Source organism: Isoptericola sp. NPDC056605 (assembly GCF_042792795.1).
In the GTDB taxonomy this organism is placed as follows: Bacteria; Actinomycetota; Actinomycetes; order Actinomycetales; family Cellulomonadaceae; genus Isoptericola.
This window is the reverse complement of sequence record NZ_JBHTVT010000012.1, coordinates 65,657-82,926: the sequence shown is the minus strand read 5'-3', so window position 1 is coordinate 82,926 and position 17,270 is coordinate 65,657. Positions and strand designations below refer to the sequence as shown.

Genomic DNA, 17,270 nt, shown 5'->3' with positions numbered 1-17,270 from the left:
GCGGGCGACGGCATGGGCTGATGCATGCCCCAGATTCTGCCGTACCCGCGGGCGCCTCCGGGAGGGGTCTCAGGGGAAGGCCGGCTCCGCGGCCCGACGCCGCGCCGAGGTCACTCCTCGCCGTAGAAGACGCGCTCCACGACCGCGCGGGCGCGGCGGGCCGTGCGCAGGTAGAGCTCCTCGAGCTCTCCCCCGGTGCCCACGTCGCCGAGCAGGGCGGCGACGCCGGACAGGTCGCGCGAGTCGTGCGGCAACCGGTCGGTCTGCGCCCCCGTGGTGCGCCCGGACCAGAGCACGACGGCGGAGCGCAGGCGCGAGGCGAGCACCCACGCGTCGCGCAGCTGGGCGGCGTCCTCGGGGTCCAGGAGCCCCGCCGACGTCGCGGCGTCGAGCGCCGCGACCGTGCCGGTGGTGCGCAGGCCCGGCACCTCGCCCGCGTGCTGCAGCTGGAGCAGCTGCGCCGTCCACTCGACGTCGGCGACGCCGCCCCGGCCGAGCTTGAGGTGGCGCGAGGGGTCCGCACCGCGGGGCAGTCGCTCGGCCTCGACGCGGGCCTTGATCCGGCGCACCTCGCGCAGGTGCGCGTCGTCCAGCCCGCCGGCCGGGTAGCGCAGCGGGTCCACCAGCGCCCCGAACCGGGTGCCCAGCGAGTCCTCTCCGCCGACGTCTCCCGCCACCGGCCGCGCGCGCAGCAGCGCCTGGGCCTCCCACACGCTCGACCACCGCCCGTAGTACTCGGCGTACGAGTCGAGCGTGCGCACGAGCGGTCCCTGCCGGCCCTCCGGCCGCAGGTCCGCGTCCACCGGCAGGGTCGGCTCCGGGCCCACCTCCGACAGCAGCGCCCGCAGGCGCGTCGCGGCGCGGGTGGCGAAGTCCTGCGCGAGCTGCGGCTCAGCATCCGGCACGGGCTCGTGCACGAACATCACGTCGGCGTCGGAGCCGTACCCCATCTCATGGCCGCCGAGCCGCCCCATCGCGACGACGAGCAGCCGTGTGGGGTTCGCCTCGCGCGACTCCCCCAGCCCGAGCTCCGTGCGCGCGACGTGCTCGGCCACGCGCAGTCCGCCCGCCAGGACGACGTCGGCCGCGTCCGAGACCGCGGCCGCGGCGCCCACGGGGGGCAGCAGCCCGAGGACCTCGGCCGCGCCGGTGCGGGCCAGCTCCCGCCGGCGCAGGGCCCGCAGCCGCTGGGCGGCGGACCTCGGTTCGTCGGCCCGCGTGAGGATGGCGTCCGCCTCCGCGGCCAGCCGCTGCGGGCCGCGGGGGTCGAGCCCGGACGTGTCGGCCAGCCAGCGCACGGACTCGGGCGAGCGCGCCAGGGCCTCGGCGAGGTACGTCGACGACGCCAGGAGCCGGCTCAGGTGGTAGGCCGCGTTCTCCGAGTCGCGCAGCAGGCGCAGGTACCAGGGCGTGGCGCCCAGCTCGTCGGACAGCTTGCGGAACGCCAGCAGCCCGCCATCCGGGTCGGCGCCCTCGGCGAACCAGCCGAGCAGCACCGGCAGCAGCTGCCGCTGCAGCGCCGCCCGGCGCGACGTGCCCGCCGTCAGGGCCACGACGTGCCGCATCGCGCCGTCGGGGTCGCGGTACCCGACGGCGGCGAACCGCTCGCGTGCGACGTCCGGGGACAGCGACAGCTCGGCGTCCGAGAGCTGCGCCGAGGCGGGCAGCAGCGGCCGGTAGAAGACCTCCTCGTGCAGGGCGCGGACCTCGCGCCGCGTCGCGCGCCAGCGCTCGAGGAGGCCTGAGGCGCCCTCCGCGCGCATGCCGAGCGACCGCGCGAGACGGCGCAGGTCCTCCTCCGCGGTGGGCAGCAGGTGCGTCCGGCGCAGCCGGTACAGCTGCACCCGGTGCTCCAGCGCCCGCAGGAACCGGTAGCAGACCGCCATCCGCGCGGCGTGCTCCCGCCCGACGTACCCGCCAGCGGCGAGGGCGGCGAGCGCGGACAGCGTGTGCGGCGAGCGGATCTGCGGGTCGGCGCGACCGTGCACCAGCTGCAGCAGCTGGACCGTGAACTCGACGTCGCGCAGGCCGCCCTTGCCCAGCTTGATCTGCCGGTCCGCCTCGGCGGCGGGGACGTGCTGCTCGACCCGGCGGCGCATCGCGCGGGCGTCCTCGACGAAGTGCTCGCGGTGCACGGCCGACCAGATGAACGGGTCGACGGCCGCGCGGTAGTCGCGCCCCAGCGCCGCGTCGCCGGCCACGGGGCGCGCCTTGAGCAGGGCCTGGAACTCCCATGTCGCGGCCCAGCGCTCGTAGTACGCGACGTGGCTCGCGAGGGTGCGCACCAGGGGCCCCTGCGCGCCCTCGGGCCGCAGCGCGGCGTCGACCGGCCACAGGGCCGGCTCCGCGGAGGCGGCCGAGCACACCCGCTGCAGCCCGGTCGCGAGGCGGGTGCCGACCGCGACGGCGGCCTCCTCGTCGAGGACGCCGCCGTCCGGCAGCTCGCCGGGCTCGCACACGTACACGACGTCGACGTCGGAGACGTAGTTCAGCTCGCGCCCCCCGGTCTTGCCCATGCCCAGGACGGCGAGCCGCACGCCGGCGCCGTGGTCGTCCAGGTCGGCCCGCGCGACGGCGAGCGCGGCCTCCAGGGCGGCCGACGCCAGGTCGGCGAGGGCCGCCCCGACGACGGGCATGCGCGTCAGCGGCTCGCTGGCGGTGAGGTCGTCGGCGGCCAGCGCCAGCAGCCGGGCGCGATACGCCCGGCGCAGCGCGTCCGTGGTGGTCGCCGCGTCCGCGTCCGGCCAGCCGACGCCCGGCCCGGAGCCCGGGTCGGCGGCCACCGGCACCGCGGCGTCCGGGTCGGCGCCGACGGCGCGCAGCAGCGCGGCGCGCACCTCGGCCGGGCCCTTCAGGGTGCGCGGGCCGGGGTCGCCGCCGTCCTCCCCCTCCCCCTCGTCGTCGTCGTCGGCGTCGGCGTCGTCGAGCTCGTCGGCGTCGTCGGCGTCGAGCGCCGCGCCGTCGGGCACCGCGAGGACGTCGAGCAGCTCGGGCCGGCGCACCACCTCGTCCCCCAGGGCCGACGAGGCCCCGAGCACCGCCAGCAGCCGGGTGCGCGCCCGCGGCGAGGCGCCCTCGTCGAGCAGCGCTCCGAGCCGCTCACGGGCGTCGGGGTGCTCCGCGAGGCGCACCAGCTGCAGGAGCGCCAGGTCCGGGTCGGCGCAGGCCCCCACCGCCCCCAGGAGCGCGTCCGCGCGCCCGGGCGCCGCGAGGGCGTCCTGCAGCGCGTCGTCGGACCAGAGCGACGCCGACCGGGTGAGGTCCGCGAAGCCGGCGTGCAGCAACCGGCTCGTGAGGGTCGGCGGACGGGCGGTCACAGGTTCTGCAGGAACCGGCGCAGCTCGTAGGGCGTCACCTGCGCGCGGTACGCGTCCCACTCCTGCCGCTTGTTGCGCAGGACGAAGTCGTAGACGTGCTCCCCGAGCGTCTCGGCCACCAGCTCGGAACGCTCCATGAGCTCGATCGCCTCGTCGAGCGACTGCGGCAGCGGGGCGATGCCGAGCGCGCGACGCTCGCGGTCCGTCAGCTCCCAGACGTCGTCGCCCGTGGCCTCCGGCAGCTCGTAGCCGTGCTCGATGCCCTTGAGTCCGGCGGCGAGCAGCACCGCGAACGCGAGGTACGGGTTCGCCGCCGAGTCGAGGGCCCGGTACTCGACGCGGGCGGAGTTGCCCTTGCCCGGCTTGTACATGGGCACGCGCACGAGGGCGGACCTGTTGTTGTGGCCCCAGCAGATGTAGCTGGGAGCCTCGGCGCCGCCCCAGAGCCGCTTGTACGAGTTGACGTACTGGTTGGTCACGGCCGTGATCTCGGCCGCGTGCACCAGCAGGCCGGCGATGAACTGCCGGGCCGTCTTCGACAGCTCGAACTGCGCGCCCGGCTCGTGGAAGGCGTTCTGGTCGTCCTCGAACAGGGACAGGTGCGTGTGCATCCCCGAGCCCGGCTGATCGGCCATCGGCTTGGGCATGAACGACGCGAAGACGCCCTGCTCCAGCGCCACCTCCTTGACCACCGTGCGGAAGGTCATGAGGTTGTCCGCCGTGGTCAGCGCGTCGGCGTACCGCAGGTCGATCTCGTTCTGGCCCGGCCCCGCCTCGTGGTGGGAGAACTCCACCGAGATGCCCATCGACTCGAGCATCGTGATCGCGGCCCGGCGGAAGTCGTGCGTGCTGCCGCGGGCCAGGTGGTCGAAGTAGCCGCCGTTGTCGACCGGGACCAGCGGGTCCTCCGGCGCCGCGAGCTGGTTGAACAGGTAGAACTCGACCTCGGGGTGCGTGTAGAAGGTGAACCCGCGGTCGCTGGCCTTGGCGAGCTGCCGCTTGAGCACGTTGCGCGAGTCCGCGAGGGAGGGCTCGCCGTCCGGCGTGAGGATGTCGCAGAACATGCGGCCCGTGCCGTGCCGCTCACCGCGCCAGGGCAGCACCTGGAACGTCGTCGGGTCGGGCTTGGCGATCATGTCCGCCTCGTAGACCCGCGTCAGCCCCTCGATGGAGCTGCCGTCGAAGCCGATGCCCTCCGTGAACGCCTGCTCGAGCTCGGCCGGGGCGACCGCCACCGACTTCAGCACCCCGAGCACGTCGGTGAACCAGAGCCGGATGAAGCGGATGTCGCGCTCCTCGACCGTGCGGAGCACGAACTCCTGCTGCCTGTCCATGAGCCCATCCTGCCCGAGAAGTGTTAACGGGGTATGTCCTGGCGCCTGCCCCGCGCGCGCCGGGCTCCGACCTGGACGGATACCCGGTACCACGCGTCGGAGGCATAGGCTGGCCGCCATGTCGAACCCCGGTCCCGACGCCGCCGCCGACGTCGCCGCAGCCCCCTCGCCCGCCGCCGACCTCACGCGCCGGCGGCGCGTCCGGGTCCACCACCTGGCCGAGGCCAAGGAGCGCGGCGAGAAGCTCACGATGCTCACGGCGTACGACGCCGTCACGGCGCGGATCTTCGACGCCGCGGGTCTCGACCTGCTGCTCGTCGGCGACTCGATCGGCAACACCATGCACGGGCACGCGACGACCCTGCCCGTCACCCTCGACGACATGATCCCGCCGGCCCGCGCCGTCGCCCGGGCGGCCGAGCACGCGCTCGTCGTCGTCGACCTGCCGTTCGGCACCTACGAGGCCGGGCCGGAGCAGGCCCTCGCCTCCGCCGTCCGCGTCATGAAGGAGACGGGCGCCGCCGCGATCAAGCTCGAGGGCGGCCGCCGGTCCGCCGCGCAGATCCGCGCGCTCACCGACGCCGGCATCCCCGTGGTCGGGCACCTCGGCTTCACGCCGCAGTCGGAGAACATCCTCGGCGGGCCGCGCGTGCAGGGCCGGGGCGACGACGCCGCGGAGGCGCTGTGCGAGGACGCGCTCGCCGTGCAGGAGGCCGGGGCGGTCGCCGTCGTGCTGGAGATGGTGCCGGTGGAGGTCGCGGCGCGCGCCACGGAGATCCTGCGCATCCCGACCATCGGCATCGGCGCGGGGCCGCGCGTGGACGGGCAGGTGCTGGTCTGGACCGACATGGCGGGGATGACGGACTGGTCGCCGCGGTTCGCGCGCCGGTTCGCCGAGGTCGGCAACCTGTTGCGGCAGGCGGCGCAGGACTATGCCGCCGAGGTCCGCGGGGGCTCGTTCCCCGACGCCGCGCACTCCTTCGAGCGCTAGGCGGGCGTCAGCCGACGCCGACGGCGTCCGCCAGGTCGAGCATCGCCGCCGCGACCCGGCCGGCGGCGGCGTCCGGGACCGCCGTCGAAGCCTCCGCGAGGACGAGCAGGCGCGCGTCCGGGATCTCCCGGGCGAGGGCCTCCCCGTTCCCGACCGGGAAGAACGGGTCACGCCGGCCGTGCACCACGAGCGCCGGGACCGCGATCTCCCCGAGGCGTTCACGCCAGCGGGGCGCGCAGTCGAGCCGGGCGAAGACCATGCCCTCCTGGTTGGCCGCGTGCAGGGCGGGCGACGTGCCGGGCGTCCGGTCCCAGACCCGCCCGGCGACCGCGCGCGCCGCGGCCGGGTCGTCCCCGAGGATCGCGGCGCCCAGGGCGGCGTGCTCGGTCACCGCGTCGCGGTCGGACCAGTCGGGCTCCGGCAGCGAGAACAGCCGCTCCATCGCCGCGGCGTCGTGGTCCGGCAGGTCGTCGTCGACCGGGCCCGGCGCGACGGGTCGCGTGCCGACCAGGGTCAGCGCCGCGAACGCCTCCGGGTGGTCGAGCGCGGCGACCTGGGCGACCATCCCGCCGACACCGAGGCCCGCCAGGTGCGCGGGCCGGTCGTCGAGCTCCCGTGCGAGCGCGGCGGCGTCGGCCGCGAGGTCCCGCAGCGTGTAGGCCGGCGCCTCGGGGTCCACGGTCGTGGACGCCCCGGCGTCGCGCAGGTCGTACCGCACCACGTGACGTCCCCCGCGGGCGAGGGCCGCGCAGAGCGCGTCGGGCCAGGACACCATGGTGGGGGCGCCCACGCAGAGCACCAGCGGGGCCGCCTCGTCGCCGAGGTGCTCCACGCCGTGCGCGACACCGTTCGCCTCGATCGTCGTCGTCATGCCGGGTCGACCGGGGGCGGCACGCGGACTCATCGGTCCCGTCGTGCGGGGCGCCGGCGTCAGTCCTTGCCGCGCCAGTCGGCGTCCTCGCCCTCCCACTCCTCGTTGCGGCGCTGCGCCGAGTCCAGGGCGTTGCGGGCGGCCTCCCGCGTGGGGTAGGGGCCCATCCGGTGGCTCCAGCTGGAGCGGTCGCGGCTCTCCTCGACCTCACCGGTCTTGGTGTTGTACCAGTACTGCACCGGGCTTGTGTCGCTCATAGGACGATCCTGCATCAAGATGGGGCCCATGGTGGAGGCAGCGCAGCCGGTCGCGTTCGGCATCGACATCGGCGGGTCGGGCATCAAGGGGGCTCCGGTCGACCTCGCGACGGGCGAGTTCGCGGACGAACGACGCCGCATCCCCACCCCCGAGAGGTCCACCCCGGAGGCCGTGGCCGGCGTGCTCGCCGAGCTCGTCGACTCGTTCGAGCTGCCGCCGCACGTGCCGGTCGGCGTCGCCTTCCCCGCTCCGATGGACCACGGCGTCGTCCGGTTCATCGCCAACCTGCACAAGTCGTGGAAGGGCGTCGACCTGCCCGCCCTCGCGAGCGAGGCGACGGGCCGGCAGGTGACGGCCGTCAACGACGCCGATGCCGCCGGCGTCGGCGAGCAGCGGTACGGCGCCGCCCAGGGGCGCGAGGGGGTCGTCCTCGTGGTCACGCTGGGCACCGGGATCGGGTCCGCGCTGCTGGTGGACGGCCTGCTCGTGCCGAACACCGAGCTCGGGCACCTCGAGATCGACGGGCACGACGCCGAGTCGCGGGCCGCCGAGTCCGCCCGCGAGCGCCACGACCTGTCGTGGCACCAGTGGGCCGAACGGCTGCAGCGCTACTTCGAGACGGTCGAGATGCTGCTCGCCCCCGAGCTCATCGTCGTCGGCGGCGGCGTGAGCAAGCACCACGAGAAGTTCCTGCCCCTGCTGAACCTGCGCGCGCCGATCATCCCGGCCACGCTGCGCAACCGCGCGGGGATCGTCGGGGCTGCGGCCCTCGCCGCCAGCGGTCGCGACCACTGACGCTCCCGCGTCCGCCCGTCAGCCGGCCAGGCTGTGCGGCGCGGCGGGCGTCGGCGCCGTCGGGGTCGTGGGCCGGTCGAGGATGTTCGCGTCCGGGGGCACGTCGAGGTCGAGCATCCGCAGCACGTCGAGCACCGCTGCCGGCGGACGGTGCAGCGACACCCGCAGGCCCTCGTCCCGGCCGATCCGGCAGAGCTGGACGAGGAACGCGACCCCGGCGGAGTCGATGAACGTCACCCGCGACGTGTCGACGACGACGGGGAGGTCGCGCTCGAACGCCCTCGCGAGCGCCGCGCTCGCCTCGTTGCGCAGGGCGATGTCGATCTCGCCCCACATGTCCACCACGCTCACGTCGGTCCGCTCCACCAGGGCGATTCCCCCGGCCTGCGCCTCGTCGGTGAAAGTCACTGCCGCACCTTCGTCCCACGTCCTGCGTCCTGCGCGCCTCGGTCTCGAGCGCTGCGATCCGGACTCGCGACCTCGTCGTCGCGACGCCCGCAACGCTACACCTCTGCGAACCTCCGGCGGAACCTCACCAGAGACTTTCTTTACCGAGCGTTCACAGAGCGGTTCACGGGCACCGGGGCCCGACGCCGGTCACGACGCACCGTCCCCGGCCGCGGGGTCCGCGGTGAACGGGAGCCGGAAGGCGAGCCGACCCCCTCCGTCGGGACCGGCGCCGAGGGCGAGGGTGCCGCCGCGGTACTCGATGCGCTCGAGGTGGCGCCGCAGGCCGTGCAGCTCCGGCGCAGGGTCCGTGGGCCCCGTGCCGTCGTCGTCGACCACGGTGACGAACACCCAGCGGTCGGCGTCGGCGGTGGGCTCGGCGTCCGCACGGACGGTGACCGTCCGCGCCCGCCCGTGCCGGAGGGCGTTGGTCACCGCCTCCTCGACCGTGTAGATCACCACGAGACGCTCCGCCATCGGCATCCGCAGCCCGTCCCGGGCCACGAGGTCCCGGTAGCGGTCGCCGAGCTCGATCGACGCGTCGACCTGGGGCGGCAGCCGCCGCAGCAGGAGCTCGATCGCCTCCTGGGGGCCGAGGTCGGCGCCCGACGGGAAGACGCTGTGGCTCAGCGAGCGCACGTCCTCCTCGCGGATCTCCTCGATCGTCTCGGCCCAGTGGCGCACCTCGGCGGCACGGTCGTCGTCGCCGGCCGACGCCAGCTGCTCGGCGACGCGGTCGAGCCCCGCCGTCACCGTCACGAGGTGGAACTGCAGCGTGCCGTGCAGCTGGTCGAACACCAGCCGGCGCACCCGGATCTCCTCGTCCTGCAGCTCTTCCACGGCACGGGCTGCGCGGAGCGCCTCCTCCTCGCGGCGCTGCTGCTCCGTCCGGGCCTGGTCGACCAGCGACGCGGACAGGAGCCCGGCGGACATCCCGACGACGCCCGCGGCGAGCCCGAGCGTGCCGACGGCCGCGACGTAGGCGCCGCCGGTCGGCGTGCTGCTGATCGCGGTGAGCGCGAGCATCCGTGGCACCGAGGCCACGGCAGAGACGCCCGTGACGACGGCGAGCCGGGCAGGCCACCGGCGCGACAGCGGGCGGAAGGCGAGCGTGCCGGCGATGACCACCGCCCCGAACGCCAGGTTCACCACGAGCACGACGACGCCGTCGAGGGTCACCCCGAGAGCGCTGCGCTCGTGCGTGATCGCGGTCTGCAGCCCGCCCCAGCCGGCCCACCCGGCCACGGTCATCAGGGCGTACAGCACGAAGTTGGCCCCGGCGACGGCGACCGCGATCCGCGTCCTGTCCCGCAGCAGGACGGTCTCCGCGGCGCGCCCCCGTGCCGGGGCGACCCGCGCGCTCAGGCCCGCCACGAGCGTCCGGTCTGCTCGAGGAACGCGAGCACCGCGGCGACGCGCCGGTTGTGCTCGGTGCCGTCGACGCCCAGGCGCTGGTAGATCGACTTCAGATGGCTCTCGACCGACCGCTCGTTGATCCCGAGCCGGTCTGCCGTGGCGTGGTTCGACAGTCCCTCGGCCACGAGCCGCAGGACCCCGAACTGGGCGGGCGTCAGCGCGGAGACGGCCGACCCGGGGCGCGGCGTGGAGCGCTGCACGAGGTACGGGTCGAGCACCACCTGCCCCTGCGCCGCCGCCGCGACCGCGCGCACCAGGACGTCGCGCGCGAAGCTCGACCGCTTGGACAGGTAGCTCCACGGGCGGGTCGCCTCGCCCTGCACGGTCGTGAACAGGCCCATCACGTCCTCGCTCGACAGCAGCATGACCGCCAGGCGCGGGTCGGCCCGCTGCAGCGCCACCCCGAGCGCCACCCCGTTGCCGTCGGGCAGGTTCACGTCCAGCAGGGCGACGTCGCACGACCCGGGGGTGAAGACCAGCCTCGCCTCGGTCACGCCGGGCACCGAGTGCACCACGCGCAACGACTCCTCGGCCGACAGGGTCTGCTCGAGCATCCCCCGCATCAGGGCCTCGTCCTCGACGATGCCCACACGCGTGCGGGGAGTCACCATGCCGCCGATCGTAGGCAGGGCGCGGTCCTCCCCGCCTGGTCAGTCGCCGTCCGTGCGTCCGCCACCGGCCCGCTCGGACGCGCGCGCCGGGATCAGCACGGGGCAGTGGGACCGCCGCAGCACCGCCTGGCTCGTCGAGCCCAGCAGGAGGCCGCGGATCCCGCCTCGTCCGCGAGAGCCGACGACGAGCAGGTCCGCGGCCGCCGAGCTGTCGGCCAGGACGTCGGACGCGTGCCCCTCGACGACGTCGGCGCTCACGCTCAGATCCGGGTGCTCCGCCCGGAGGCGCGCGACGTCCCGGTCGAGCTCCGCGCGGGCGCCGCCGAGGACCGACTCCCGGAATCCCGGGTCGAGCCAGGGTGAACCGCTCCAGCCGACGAGGGAGACCGCCCGCACGAGCTCGACGGCGGCTCCCCAGGCACGCGCCTGCACGACGGCGGCCCGCAGCGCGGCGTCCGAGGACGGCGAGCCGTCCACCCCGACGACGACCTTGCCGAAGCGGTCGATGGAGTCAGCCGCGAGGGAGCCGTCGTCGTCGGCCCGCGCCCGCCCCGGCACGACGACCGTGGGGCAGGCCGACCGCACGGGGAGGTTCGCCGAGACCGTGCCGAGCAGCCGCTCCATGAAGCCACCGGCACCGCGCGCCCCGACGACGACCAGCCCGGACCGCGCCGACCGCTCCGAAAGCGCGGTCGTCGCGTCGGCGATGGTCACCTCGGTCGTCGCGGGCACCCCGGTCGCGACCACCCGCTCGTGCGCGCGGGCCAGCAGGTCCTCGACGTACCGCTTCGCGTACAGGTCGTCGACCATCGGGACGTCGTGGGCGAAGCTGTAGCTCCCGGTGAACCCCGGCAGCGTGTAGGCGCTGAGGACGTGCAGCTCCACGCCGGCGCAGCGGGCGTAGGCGGCGGCCCAGTCGAGCGCGTGCAGGCTCTCGTCCGAGCCGTCGACCCCGACCAGGACGTGCTGCGGTGCGTTCATCTCCACCCCTCGGTGTCGTGGCCGCGAGGGCGGTGCACCCGCGGGTCGGTCGTGGTGGCCCCGCCACCGTGGTCCTCCTGCCCGGCGTCAGGCACTGGCACGGTCTGCGGAGCGCACCACCGGGAACCAGCGGTCCAGCCCGAGGAGCCCCAGCACCTCCGTGACGACGACGGCCGGGTCGAGCAGCGCCACCGGGACGCCGGCCGCGCGGCACAGGCGCACCACCCGCTCCAGCAGGGCGACGCCCGACGAGTCCATGAACGTCACGTCGTGCGTGTCGACGAGCACCGGGCGGCACCCCGCCAGCGTGTCGAGCATCGCGATCGTGGGCACGGCCTCGGCGACACATGCCGCATCCACCTCGCCGGCCATCCGCACCATCACCACCCGGCCGCGCACGGCGGCCTCGATCGTTGCGTGCGGCGCGCCGCGCGATCCTCCGGGCGGACTGCCGACCACGTCGGCTACCGAGGTGGGCGAAGCGGAACGGTTCACGGGAGGCCTCCGGTCGGGGTGTCGGACCTGTCCATCCCACTCCGGCCCGTCCACGCCGGCGCCGCCGCCTGCGTGCTACCACGCAGGCCGACTCCGGGAACCCGGGCACGCGGCAACCCCTGGGTCGCCACGGCAGCGCCTCCGCCTCGGACTACGCGCGGCGCGTGGTCCGCGACGCCTCCTTGCCCCGGAGGCTGGGATCCCCTGAACTCGTCGAAGGAGATGCCATGTCTGAGCAGTCCTCGCTGGCGATCCGGTCACGCCGCGTCGTCGCGGCCCTGATCACGGTGCTCGTCGCCGTTCTCGGTCTGGCTCCGCTCACGGCGTCGGCCGGCCCCTCGGCCGCGCCCGCGGCCGTCGCGGAGGGCCGTCCGACCGCCCCCAGACCCACCGTCGTCCTGGTCCACGGGGCGTTCGCCGACTCGAGCGGCTGGACCGTCGTCGCCGAACGGCTGCTGGACGACGGCTACCCGGTCCTGTCCTTCTCGAACCCCCTGCGCGGCGTCGCGCACGACGCGGAGTACCTGCGGCAGTTCCTCTCGACCGTGGACGGCCCGATCGTCCTGGTGGGCCACTCGTACGGCGGTGCGGTCATCACGAACGCCGCGACCGGGAACGACCAGGTGAAGTCGCTCGTGTACGTGGCCGGCTACGCGCTCGACGAGGGCGAGTCCGTCGCCGCGGCGAACGCGCTCGGCGGGGGCCACACCGACGTGATCGACCACCTCGTGCTGCGGCCCTTCCCGGGTGCCGGCGAGGGGAACGCCGACGCGTACATCGACCCCGAGTGGTACCCGCGGCTGTTCGCCCAGGACCTTCCGCGACGTCTCGCCGAGACGATGGCCGGCGCCCAGCGACCGGGGGCCCTCGCGTCGTTGGTCGAGCCGTCCGGCGAGCCCGCGTGGAGGTCCGTCCCGAGCTGGTACATCGTGGCGAAGGACGACCGCATCATCCCCCCGGAGGCGGAGCGTGCCATGGCGAAGCGCGCCGGCGCGACGACGGTGGAGATCCGCGCCTCGCACTCGGTGATGATCAGCCATCCCCTCCAGGTCCTGCGGGTCATCAAGGCGGCCGCGAGGTAGCCACGCCGGCGTCGTCCCCGCCCCTGTCCGGGCCCTGCCTGCGCCGTCCCGCGGCGCGGCAGGGCCCGGTGCGGGTGATCTTCGCGCTCGGCCGCGCAGGCGTGGGAGCGCTTCCCTATCGTGTGGCTCGTGCACGGCACCGGCGGCCTGCTCGGCCGCGAGAGCGAACAGCGAAGGGTCGCCGAGGTGGTCGGCGCGGCCCGCAACGGGCACGGCAGCGCGCTCCTGGTCCTCGGTGAGCCCGGCGTCGGGAAGACGACCCTGCTGCGTGACGCCGCGCCGGGCGCCGGGACACGGGTCCTGCGCCTCGACGGCTACGAGTCGGAGTCGTCCATGCCGTACGCGGCGGTCGAGCGCCTCACCGGAGTGCTGCGGGAGCACCTGGCCGAGATCCCGGAGCGGCAACGCCTGAGCCTCCAGGTGGCCTCGGGCGCCGCCGACGGGCCCCCGCCGGACCGGTTCCTGGTCGGCCTCGGCGTGCTCAGCCTGCTCGCCGCCGCAAGCACCCGGGCCGGGCTGCTCTGCACCGTCGACGACGCGCACCTCCTCGACCGCGAGAGCCTCGAGTCGTTCGCATTCGTCGCGCGCCGCCTCGGCGCCGAGCGCCTGGCGCTCGTCCTCGCCGGGCGCGAGGAGCGCGAGCTGGACGCGGTGCTGCGCGGGGTGCCGGTCCTCGCGCTCGCGGGGCTGTCGCCCGAGCCGGCCGCGGCGCTGCTGAACCGGTCCGCGGCGGGGCCGTTCACCCCGACGGCCACCGCCGCGATCGTCCGCGCGACGGAGGGCAACCCGCTGGCCCTGGTCGACCTGGCGGCCGATCCCCTGCTCCGGGAGATGACCGACCTCGGTCTCGGCCCCGAGCCGGTGCCCGTCGGGCAGCACCTGGAGGCCCACTACCTGCGCCGCGTCATGCACCTGCCGCCGGCCTCGCAGCGCTGGCTCCTGCTCGCCGCGACCGACTCCACCGGCGACCTGGAGCTGCTCGAGATCGCCGGCGCCGCCCTCGCCATCGATCCCTCCCGTCGGGAGGACGCGGAGTCGGCCGGCCTCGTGCACCTCGAACCGACGGTCGGGTTCCGGCACCCCCTCGTCCGGTCCGCGGTCTACGGGTCGGCGTCCCGGGCCGAGCGCCGGAGGGTCCACGGCGCGCTGGCGGAGGCCGCCGCGAAGCTCGGGCTCGTCGAGACCGAGGCGTGGCACGCCTCGCGCGCGGCGAGCGGGACCGACGAGACCGTCGCGGAACGCCTCGTGCGTGCGGCGGACCTCGCGGCGCAGCGTGGCGGCTCGTCGTCGCGCGCCAGCATCCTCGCCCGCGCGGCCGAGCTCACGCCGTCCGGTCCAGTGCGTGGCGAGCGGCTGGTCGGCGCCGCCGAGGCCGCCCTGGAGGCAGGGGCCGCCGACGTCGCCGTGCGCCTGCTCGCGAACGTCCGGGAGGCGGGCCTCGACCGGGTGACGCGCGGCCGCGCGATCCTCGTCCGTAGCGCCGCCGCCCTGTTCGTCTCCGATCCCGACGGCGTCCGGGCGTCGACCTCCGACCAGCTCCGGGCCGCCGACGAGTTCCACGGCCACGACGTCGAGCGGGAGCAGCGCGCGCTCCTGCAGGCCTTCGAACGGTGCAGCAGCGCGGACCGGCTCCTGGTCGGGGTCGACATCCCGACGCTGGGGCGCCGGATCGCCGCCGGGGCGGAGACGCCCGGTCCTGCCTCCGTGATCCTGCGGGGGGTCGCCGCACTGATCCTCGAGCCGTACGAGCGCGCCGTCCGACCGGTGCGCGAGGCCTTCGACGCGATCCTCGCGCTGCCGGACCGGGACCTGGTCCACCTGGGCACCCTGATCGCGGCGATCGGCGCCTTCCTGTGGGACGACGCCGGGCGCCGGGCGGGACTGGAGCGGGCGATGCGCGCCGCGCGGGACGGGGGCGCCCTGCAGGCGCTCGACACCCTGCTCTGGGTCGGCGCGCTGTCGGAGCTCATGGGGGGCACCGTGAGCCGCGCCCTCTCCTTCGACGCGACGGTCCGCGAGGTCCGCCGGGCGATGGGCTACGACGGCGAGAACGTCGTCAACGCGGCCGTCATGGCCTGGAGCGGGAGCCCGGACGAGACCGTGGAGGCCGTCGGGCAGGGCGCCGCCGCGGCCGGGTGGGGCGGCGTCGAGGCGTCGGCCACCGCGGCCCTCGCGGTCCGCCATCTCGCCGAGCGCCGTTACGAACGGGCCTTCGCGCGGCTCCACCCCCTCGTCGAGGATCCGTTCCTGCAGGTCACCCCGCTCCACCTCGCCGACTACGCCGAGGCGGCCGTGCGGAGCGGTCGGCCCGAGGACGCGGCACGCGCTGCCGCGGCGCTCGACGTGCGCGCGGGGGCGAACGGCTCCGCATGGTGCCGCGGCCTCGCCGAGCGTGCCCTCGCCCTCGCCGGCTCCGACGACGACGAGTCCCACTACGCGGCGTCGGTCGACGCGCTCTCGAGCACCGGCGCGACCGTCGAGCTCGCACGCTCGCACCTCGTCTACGGCGAGTGGCTCCGACGGGCCCGACGACGGCGGGACGCCGCCACGCACCTCCACCTCGCCCTGGACCTCGCCGACCGCAGCGGCGCCACCGTCTTCCAGGGCCGGATCCGCGCCGAGCTCGAGGCGGCCGGCGGCACCGCGGGCGCGCCGGCTCCCAGGTCCGGCCAGGACCTGACGACGCAGGAACGGGCCGTCGCCACGATGGCCGCGGCCGGACGGACCAACGCCGAGATCGCGGCCCGCCTGTTCCTCAGCCCCCACACCGTCGACTACCACCTGAGAAAGGTCTTCCAGAAGCTCGGCGTCACGTCCCGGCGACAGCTCTCCGAGCGCTTCGGCCCCGTCACCCCGTAGGCCCGGCCACGGACTACGCGAACCACGTGGTCCGGGCAGGACCGGAAGGCGGGGACCCTCGGAGCAACCCGTCCCGACCAGCGCCAGGGAGGCCCACCGTGCCCTACATCACCGCCGACGACGGTGCCGAGATCTACTACACCGACTGGGGCACCGAGGGGACGCCCGTCCTCCTCAGCCACGGCTGGCCCCTCAACTCCGACGCCTGGGCGGCCGCCGCCCTGTTCCTCGCCGAGCACGGCCACCGCGCCATCGCGCACGACCGGCGGGGGCACGGACGGTCGAGCCGCACCTGGGACGGCAACGAGATGGACACCTACGCCGACGACCTGGCGTGCCTGGTCGACGCGCTCGACCTGCGCGACCTCACCCTGGTCGGCCACTCCACCGGCGGCGGCGAGGTCGTGCGGTACGTCGCACGGCACGGCACCGACCGCGTGGCCCGCGTCGTCCTGGTGTCCGCCGTCCCGCCCCTCATGGTGCGGACCGACGACAACCCCGACGGGCTGCCGCTGGAGGTGTTCGACCAGATCCGCGCCGGCGAGCGCGCGGACCGGTCGCAGCTCTACCGGGACCTGGCCGACGGGCCGTTCTTCGGGCACAACCGCCGCGGCGACGTCGACCAGGGCTTCCGCGACGCCTTCTGGCTCCAGAGCATGGCCTGCGGTCACCGCGCGGCGTACGAGTGCATCGCGGCGTTCTCCGCGACGGACTTCCGGCCCGACCTGGCCGCGATCGACGTCCCGGCCCTGGTGATCCACGGCGACGACGACCAGATCGTGCCCTACGACGTCGGGGGCAGGCGGTCGGTCGAGCTCATCCCCGACGCCCGCCTCCTGACCTATCCGGGCAGCGGCCACGCCCTGCCCGACACCGACCGCGACCGGCTGCACGCGGACCTGCTGGCGTTCATCAACTCCTGAGAGGGACCCCACGACCATGAGCTCCGACACTTCAGGCAGCACCGCACCCGACACCGTCGTCCTCGTCCACGGCCTCTGGATGACCCCCCGCAGCTGGGAGGGCTGGGTCCAGCACTATCAGGAGAAGGGCCTCACCGTCGTGACGCCCGCGTATCCCGGGTTCGAGATCGAGGTCGAGGCTCTCCGCGAGAACCCGCAGGTCATCGCGGACCTGTCGGTCCCCGAGACCGTCGATCACCTCGCCGGCGTCATCACCGCCCTGGACCGGCCGCCGATCATCATGGGCCACTCCTTCGGGGGTGCCCTGACCCAGATCCTCCTGGCCCGGGGCCTCGGCGCCGCCGGGGTGGTCATCGACTCCGCCCCGACCGAGGGCGTGCGGGTCAACCCGCCGTCGCAGGCGAGGTCGCTCCTCCCCGCGCTCAAGAACCCCGCGAACCGGCACCGCGCCGTCGGGTTCACGCCCGAGGAGTTCCACTACGCGTTCACCAACACCCTCTCGGAGGAGGAGTCCCGGGCGGTGTGGGAGCGCTACGCGATCCCGGCGCCCGGACGCTGGGTGTGGGACTACGGCCTGATCGCCAACTTCAAGCCCGGGCACCAGGAGACCTGGGTGGACTTCAGCACCGACCGGGCGCCCCTGCTGTTCATCGCCGGCGGGCAGGACCACATCATGCCGGCGTCGGTGAACCGGTCGAACGCCAAGCACTGGGAGAAGTCCCCGGCGCTCACCGAGTACTACGAGTTCGAGGACCGCGACCACTGGACCTGCGGAGCGCCGGGCTGGGAGCAGGTGGCCGACCACGCCCTCGCCTGGGCCGTCGAGCACGCGCAGGGGGCCGAGCGGGCCACGGCCTGACGCCGGACGCGCGGGCGGACGCGCCGGGGGC

The 17,270-nt window shown here is 75.2% G+C and carries 15 protein-coding genes; 6 read left to right on the top strand and 9 right to left on the bottom strand.

Features of this window, described 5'->3' with window-relative positions:
- Window positions 1–110: 110 nt before the first annotated feature.
- Complete coding sequence (locus ACFQ8Y_RS13620; protein ID WP_430585782.1) at window positions 111–3,317, bottom strand: bifunctional [glutamine synthetase] adenylyltransferase/[glutamine synthetase]-adenylyl-L-tyrosine phosphorylase; 3,207 nt, start codon at window positions 3,315–3,317, stop codon at window positions 111–113.
- Window positions 3,314–4,651, bottom strand: a complete 1,338-nt coding sequence (glnA, locus tag ACFQ8Y_RS13615) for a type I glutamate--ammonia ligase (RefSeq protein ID WP_429764241.1) — start codon at window positions 4,649–4,651, stop codon at window positions 3,314–3,316. Before glnA ends, ACFQ8Y_RS13620 begins: the two co-directional genes overlap by 4 nt.
- A 118-nt stretch (window positions 4,652–4,769) precedes the next feature.
- On the opposite strand from glnA, the gene panB reads away from it, so the two are divergent.
- Window positions 4,770–5,642 carry a 3-methyl-2-oxobutanoate hydroxymethyltransferase gene (panB, locus tag ACFQ8Y_RS13610; RefSeq protein WP_430563688.1) on the top strand — a complete coding sequence of 291 codons (873 nt, stop codon included), beginning with the start codon at window positions 4,770–4,772 and terminating at the stop codon, window positions 5,640–5,642.
- 7 nt (window positions 5,643–5,649) lie between these two features.
- Here panB and ACFQ8Y_RS13605 read toward each other — a convergent pair whose 3' ends face one another.
- Together ACFQ8Y_RS13605 and ACFQ8Y_RS13600 are read right to left on the bottom strand one after the other, a co-directional pair.
- Window positions 5,650–6,513, bottom strand: coding sequence for an alpha/beta fold hydrolase (locus ACFQ8Y_RS13605; protein ID WP_430585781.1), 864 nt, complete (start codon window positions 6,511–6,513; stop codon window positions 5,650–5,652).
- A gap of 59 nt (window positions 6,514–6,572) precedes the next feature.
- A complete protein-coding gene (locus ACFQ8Y_RS13600) occupies window positions 6,573–6,770 on the bottom strand; it encodes an SPOR domain-containing protein (RefSeq protein ID WP_430549980.1) in 198 nt (65 codons plus the stop codon).
- Between the two features lie 28 nt (window positions 6,771–6,798).
- On the opposite strand from ACFQ8Y_RS13600, the gene ppgK reads away from it, so the two are divergent.
- Window positions 6,799–7,566 (top strand): polyphosphate--glucose phosphotransferase, encoded by a 768-nt coding sequence (ppgK, locus tag ACFQ8Y_RS13595; RefSeq protein ID WP_430549981.1) that lies wholly within the window; start codon window positions 6,799–6,801, stop codon window positions 7,564–7,566.
- 18 nt (window positions 7,567–7,584) lie between these two features.
- Here ppgK and ACFQ8Y_RS13590 read toward each other — a convergent pair whose 3' ends face one another.
- The 5 genes from ACFQ8Y_RS13590 to ACFQ8Y_RS13570 form a co-directional block, all read right to left on the bottom strand.
- Window positions 7,585–7,974: an STAS domain-containing protein gene (locus ACFQ8Y_RS13590; RefSeq protein ID WP_430549982.1), complete on the bottom strand. Its 390-nt coding sequence runs from the start codon at window positions 7,972–7,974 to the stop codon at window positions 7,585–7,587.
- 189 nt (window positions 7,975–8,163) lie between these two features.
- Entirely contained in the window at window positions 8,164–9,387 is a 1,224-nt protein-coding gene (locus tag ACFQ8Y_RS13585) for a hypothetical protein (protein ID WP_430585780.1), read from the bottom strand.
- Window positions 9,375–10,040: a response regulator gene (locus ACFQ8Y_RS13580; RefSeq protein ID WP_430545157.1), complete on the bottom strand. Its 666-nt coding sequence runs from the start codon at window positions 10,038–10,040 to the stop codon at window positions 9,375–9,377. The genes ACFQ8Y_RS13585 and ACFQ8Y_RS13580 overlap by 13 nt, the downstream gene beginning before the upstream one ends.
- A 39-nt stretch (window positions 10,041–10,079) precedes the next feature.
- Window positions 10,080–11,021 carry a universal stress protein gene (locus tag ACFQ8Y_RS13575; protein ID WP_430585779.1) on the bottom strand — a complete coding sequence of 314 codons (942 nt, stop codon included), beginning with the start codon at window positions 11,019–11,021 and terminating at the stop codon, window positions 10,080–10,082.
- An 87-nt stretch (window positions 11,022–11,108) separates the two neighbouring features.
- Entirely contained in the window at window positions 11,109–11,480 is a 372-nt protein-coding gene (locus ACFQ8Y_RS13570; protein WP_430585778.1) for an STAS domain-containing protein, read from the bottom strand.
- Between the two features lie 263 nt (window positions 11,481–11,743).
- Here ACFQ8Y_RS13570 and ACFQ8Y_RS13565 point away from each other — a divergent pair, with 263 nt between their 5' ends.
- The 4 genes from ACFQ8Y_RS13565 (at window position 11,744) to ACFQ8Y_RS13550 (ending at window position 17,239) form a co-directional block, all read left to right on the top strand.
- Window positions 11,744–12,598 (top strand): alpha/beta fold hydrolase, encoded by an 855-nt coding sequence (locus ACFQ8Y_RS13565; protein ID WP_430549987.1) that lies wholly within the window; start codon window positions 11,744–11,746, stop codon window positions 12,596–12,598.
- Window positions 12,599–12,727: 129 nt separating this feature from the next.
- The gene (locus ACFQ8Y_RS13560; protein WP_430585777.1) at window positions 12,728–15,457 is read left to right on the top strand and encodes a LuxR C-terminal-related transcriptional regulator; all 2,730 of its coding nucleotides are present in this window, start codon (window positions 12,728–12,730) and stop codon (window positions 15,455–15,457) included.
- A 98-nt stretch (window positions 15,458–15,555) separates the two neighbouring features.
- Entirely contained in the window at window positions 15,556–16,380 is an 825-nt protein-coding gene (locus tag ACFQ8Y_RS13555) for an alpha/beta fold hydrolase (protein ID WP_430585776.1), read from the top strand.
- A 16-nt stretch (window positions 16,381–16,396) separates the two neighbouring features.
- Window positions 16,397–17,239, top strand: a complete 843-nt coding sequence (locus ACFQ8Y_RS13550) for an alpha/beta hydrolase (RefSeq protein WP_430585775.1) — start codon at window positions 16,397–16,399, stop codon at window positions 17,237–17,239.
- Window positions 17,240–17,270: the final 31 nt, after the last annotated feature.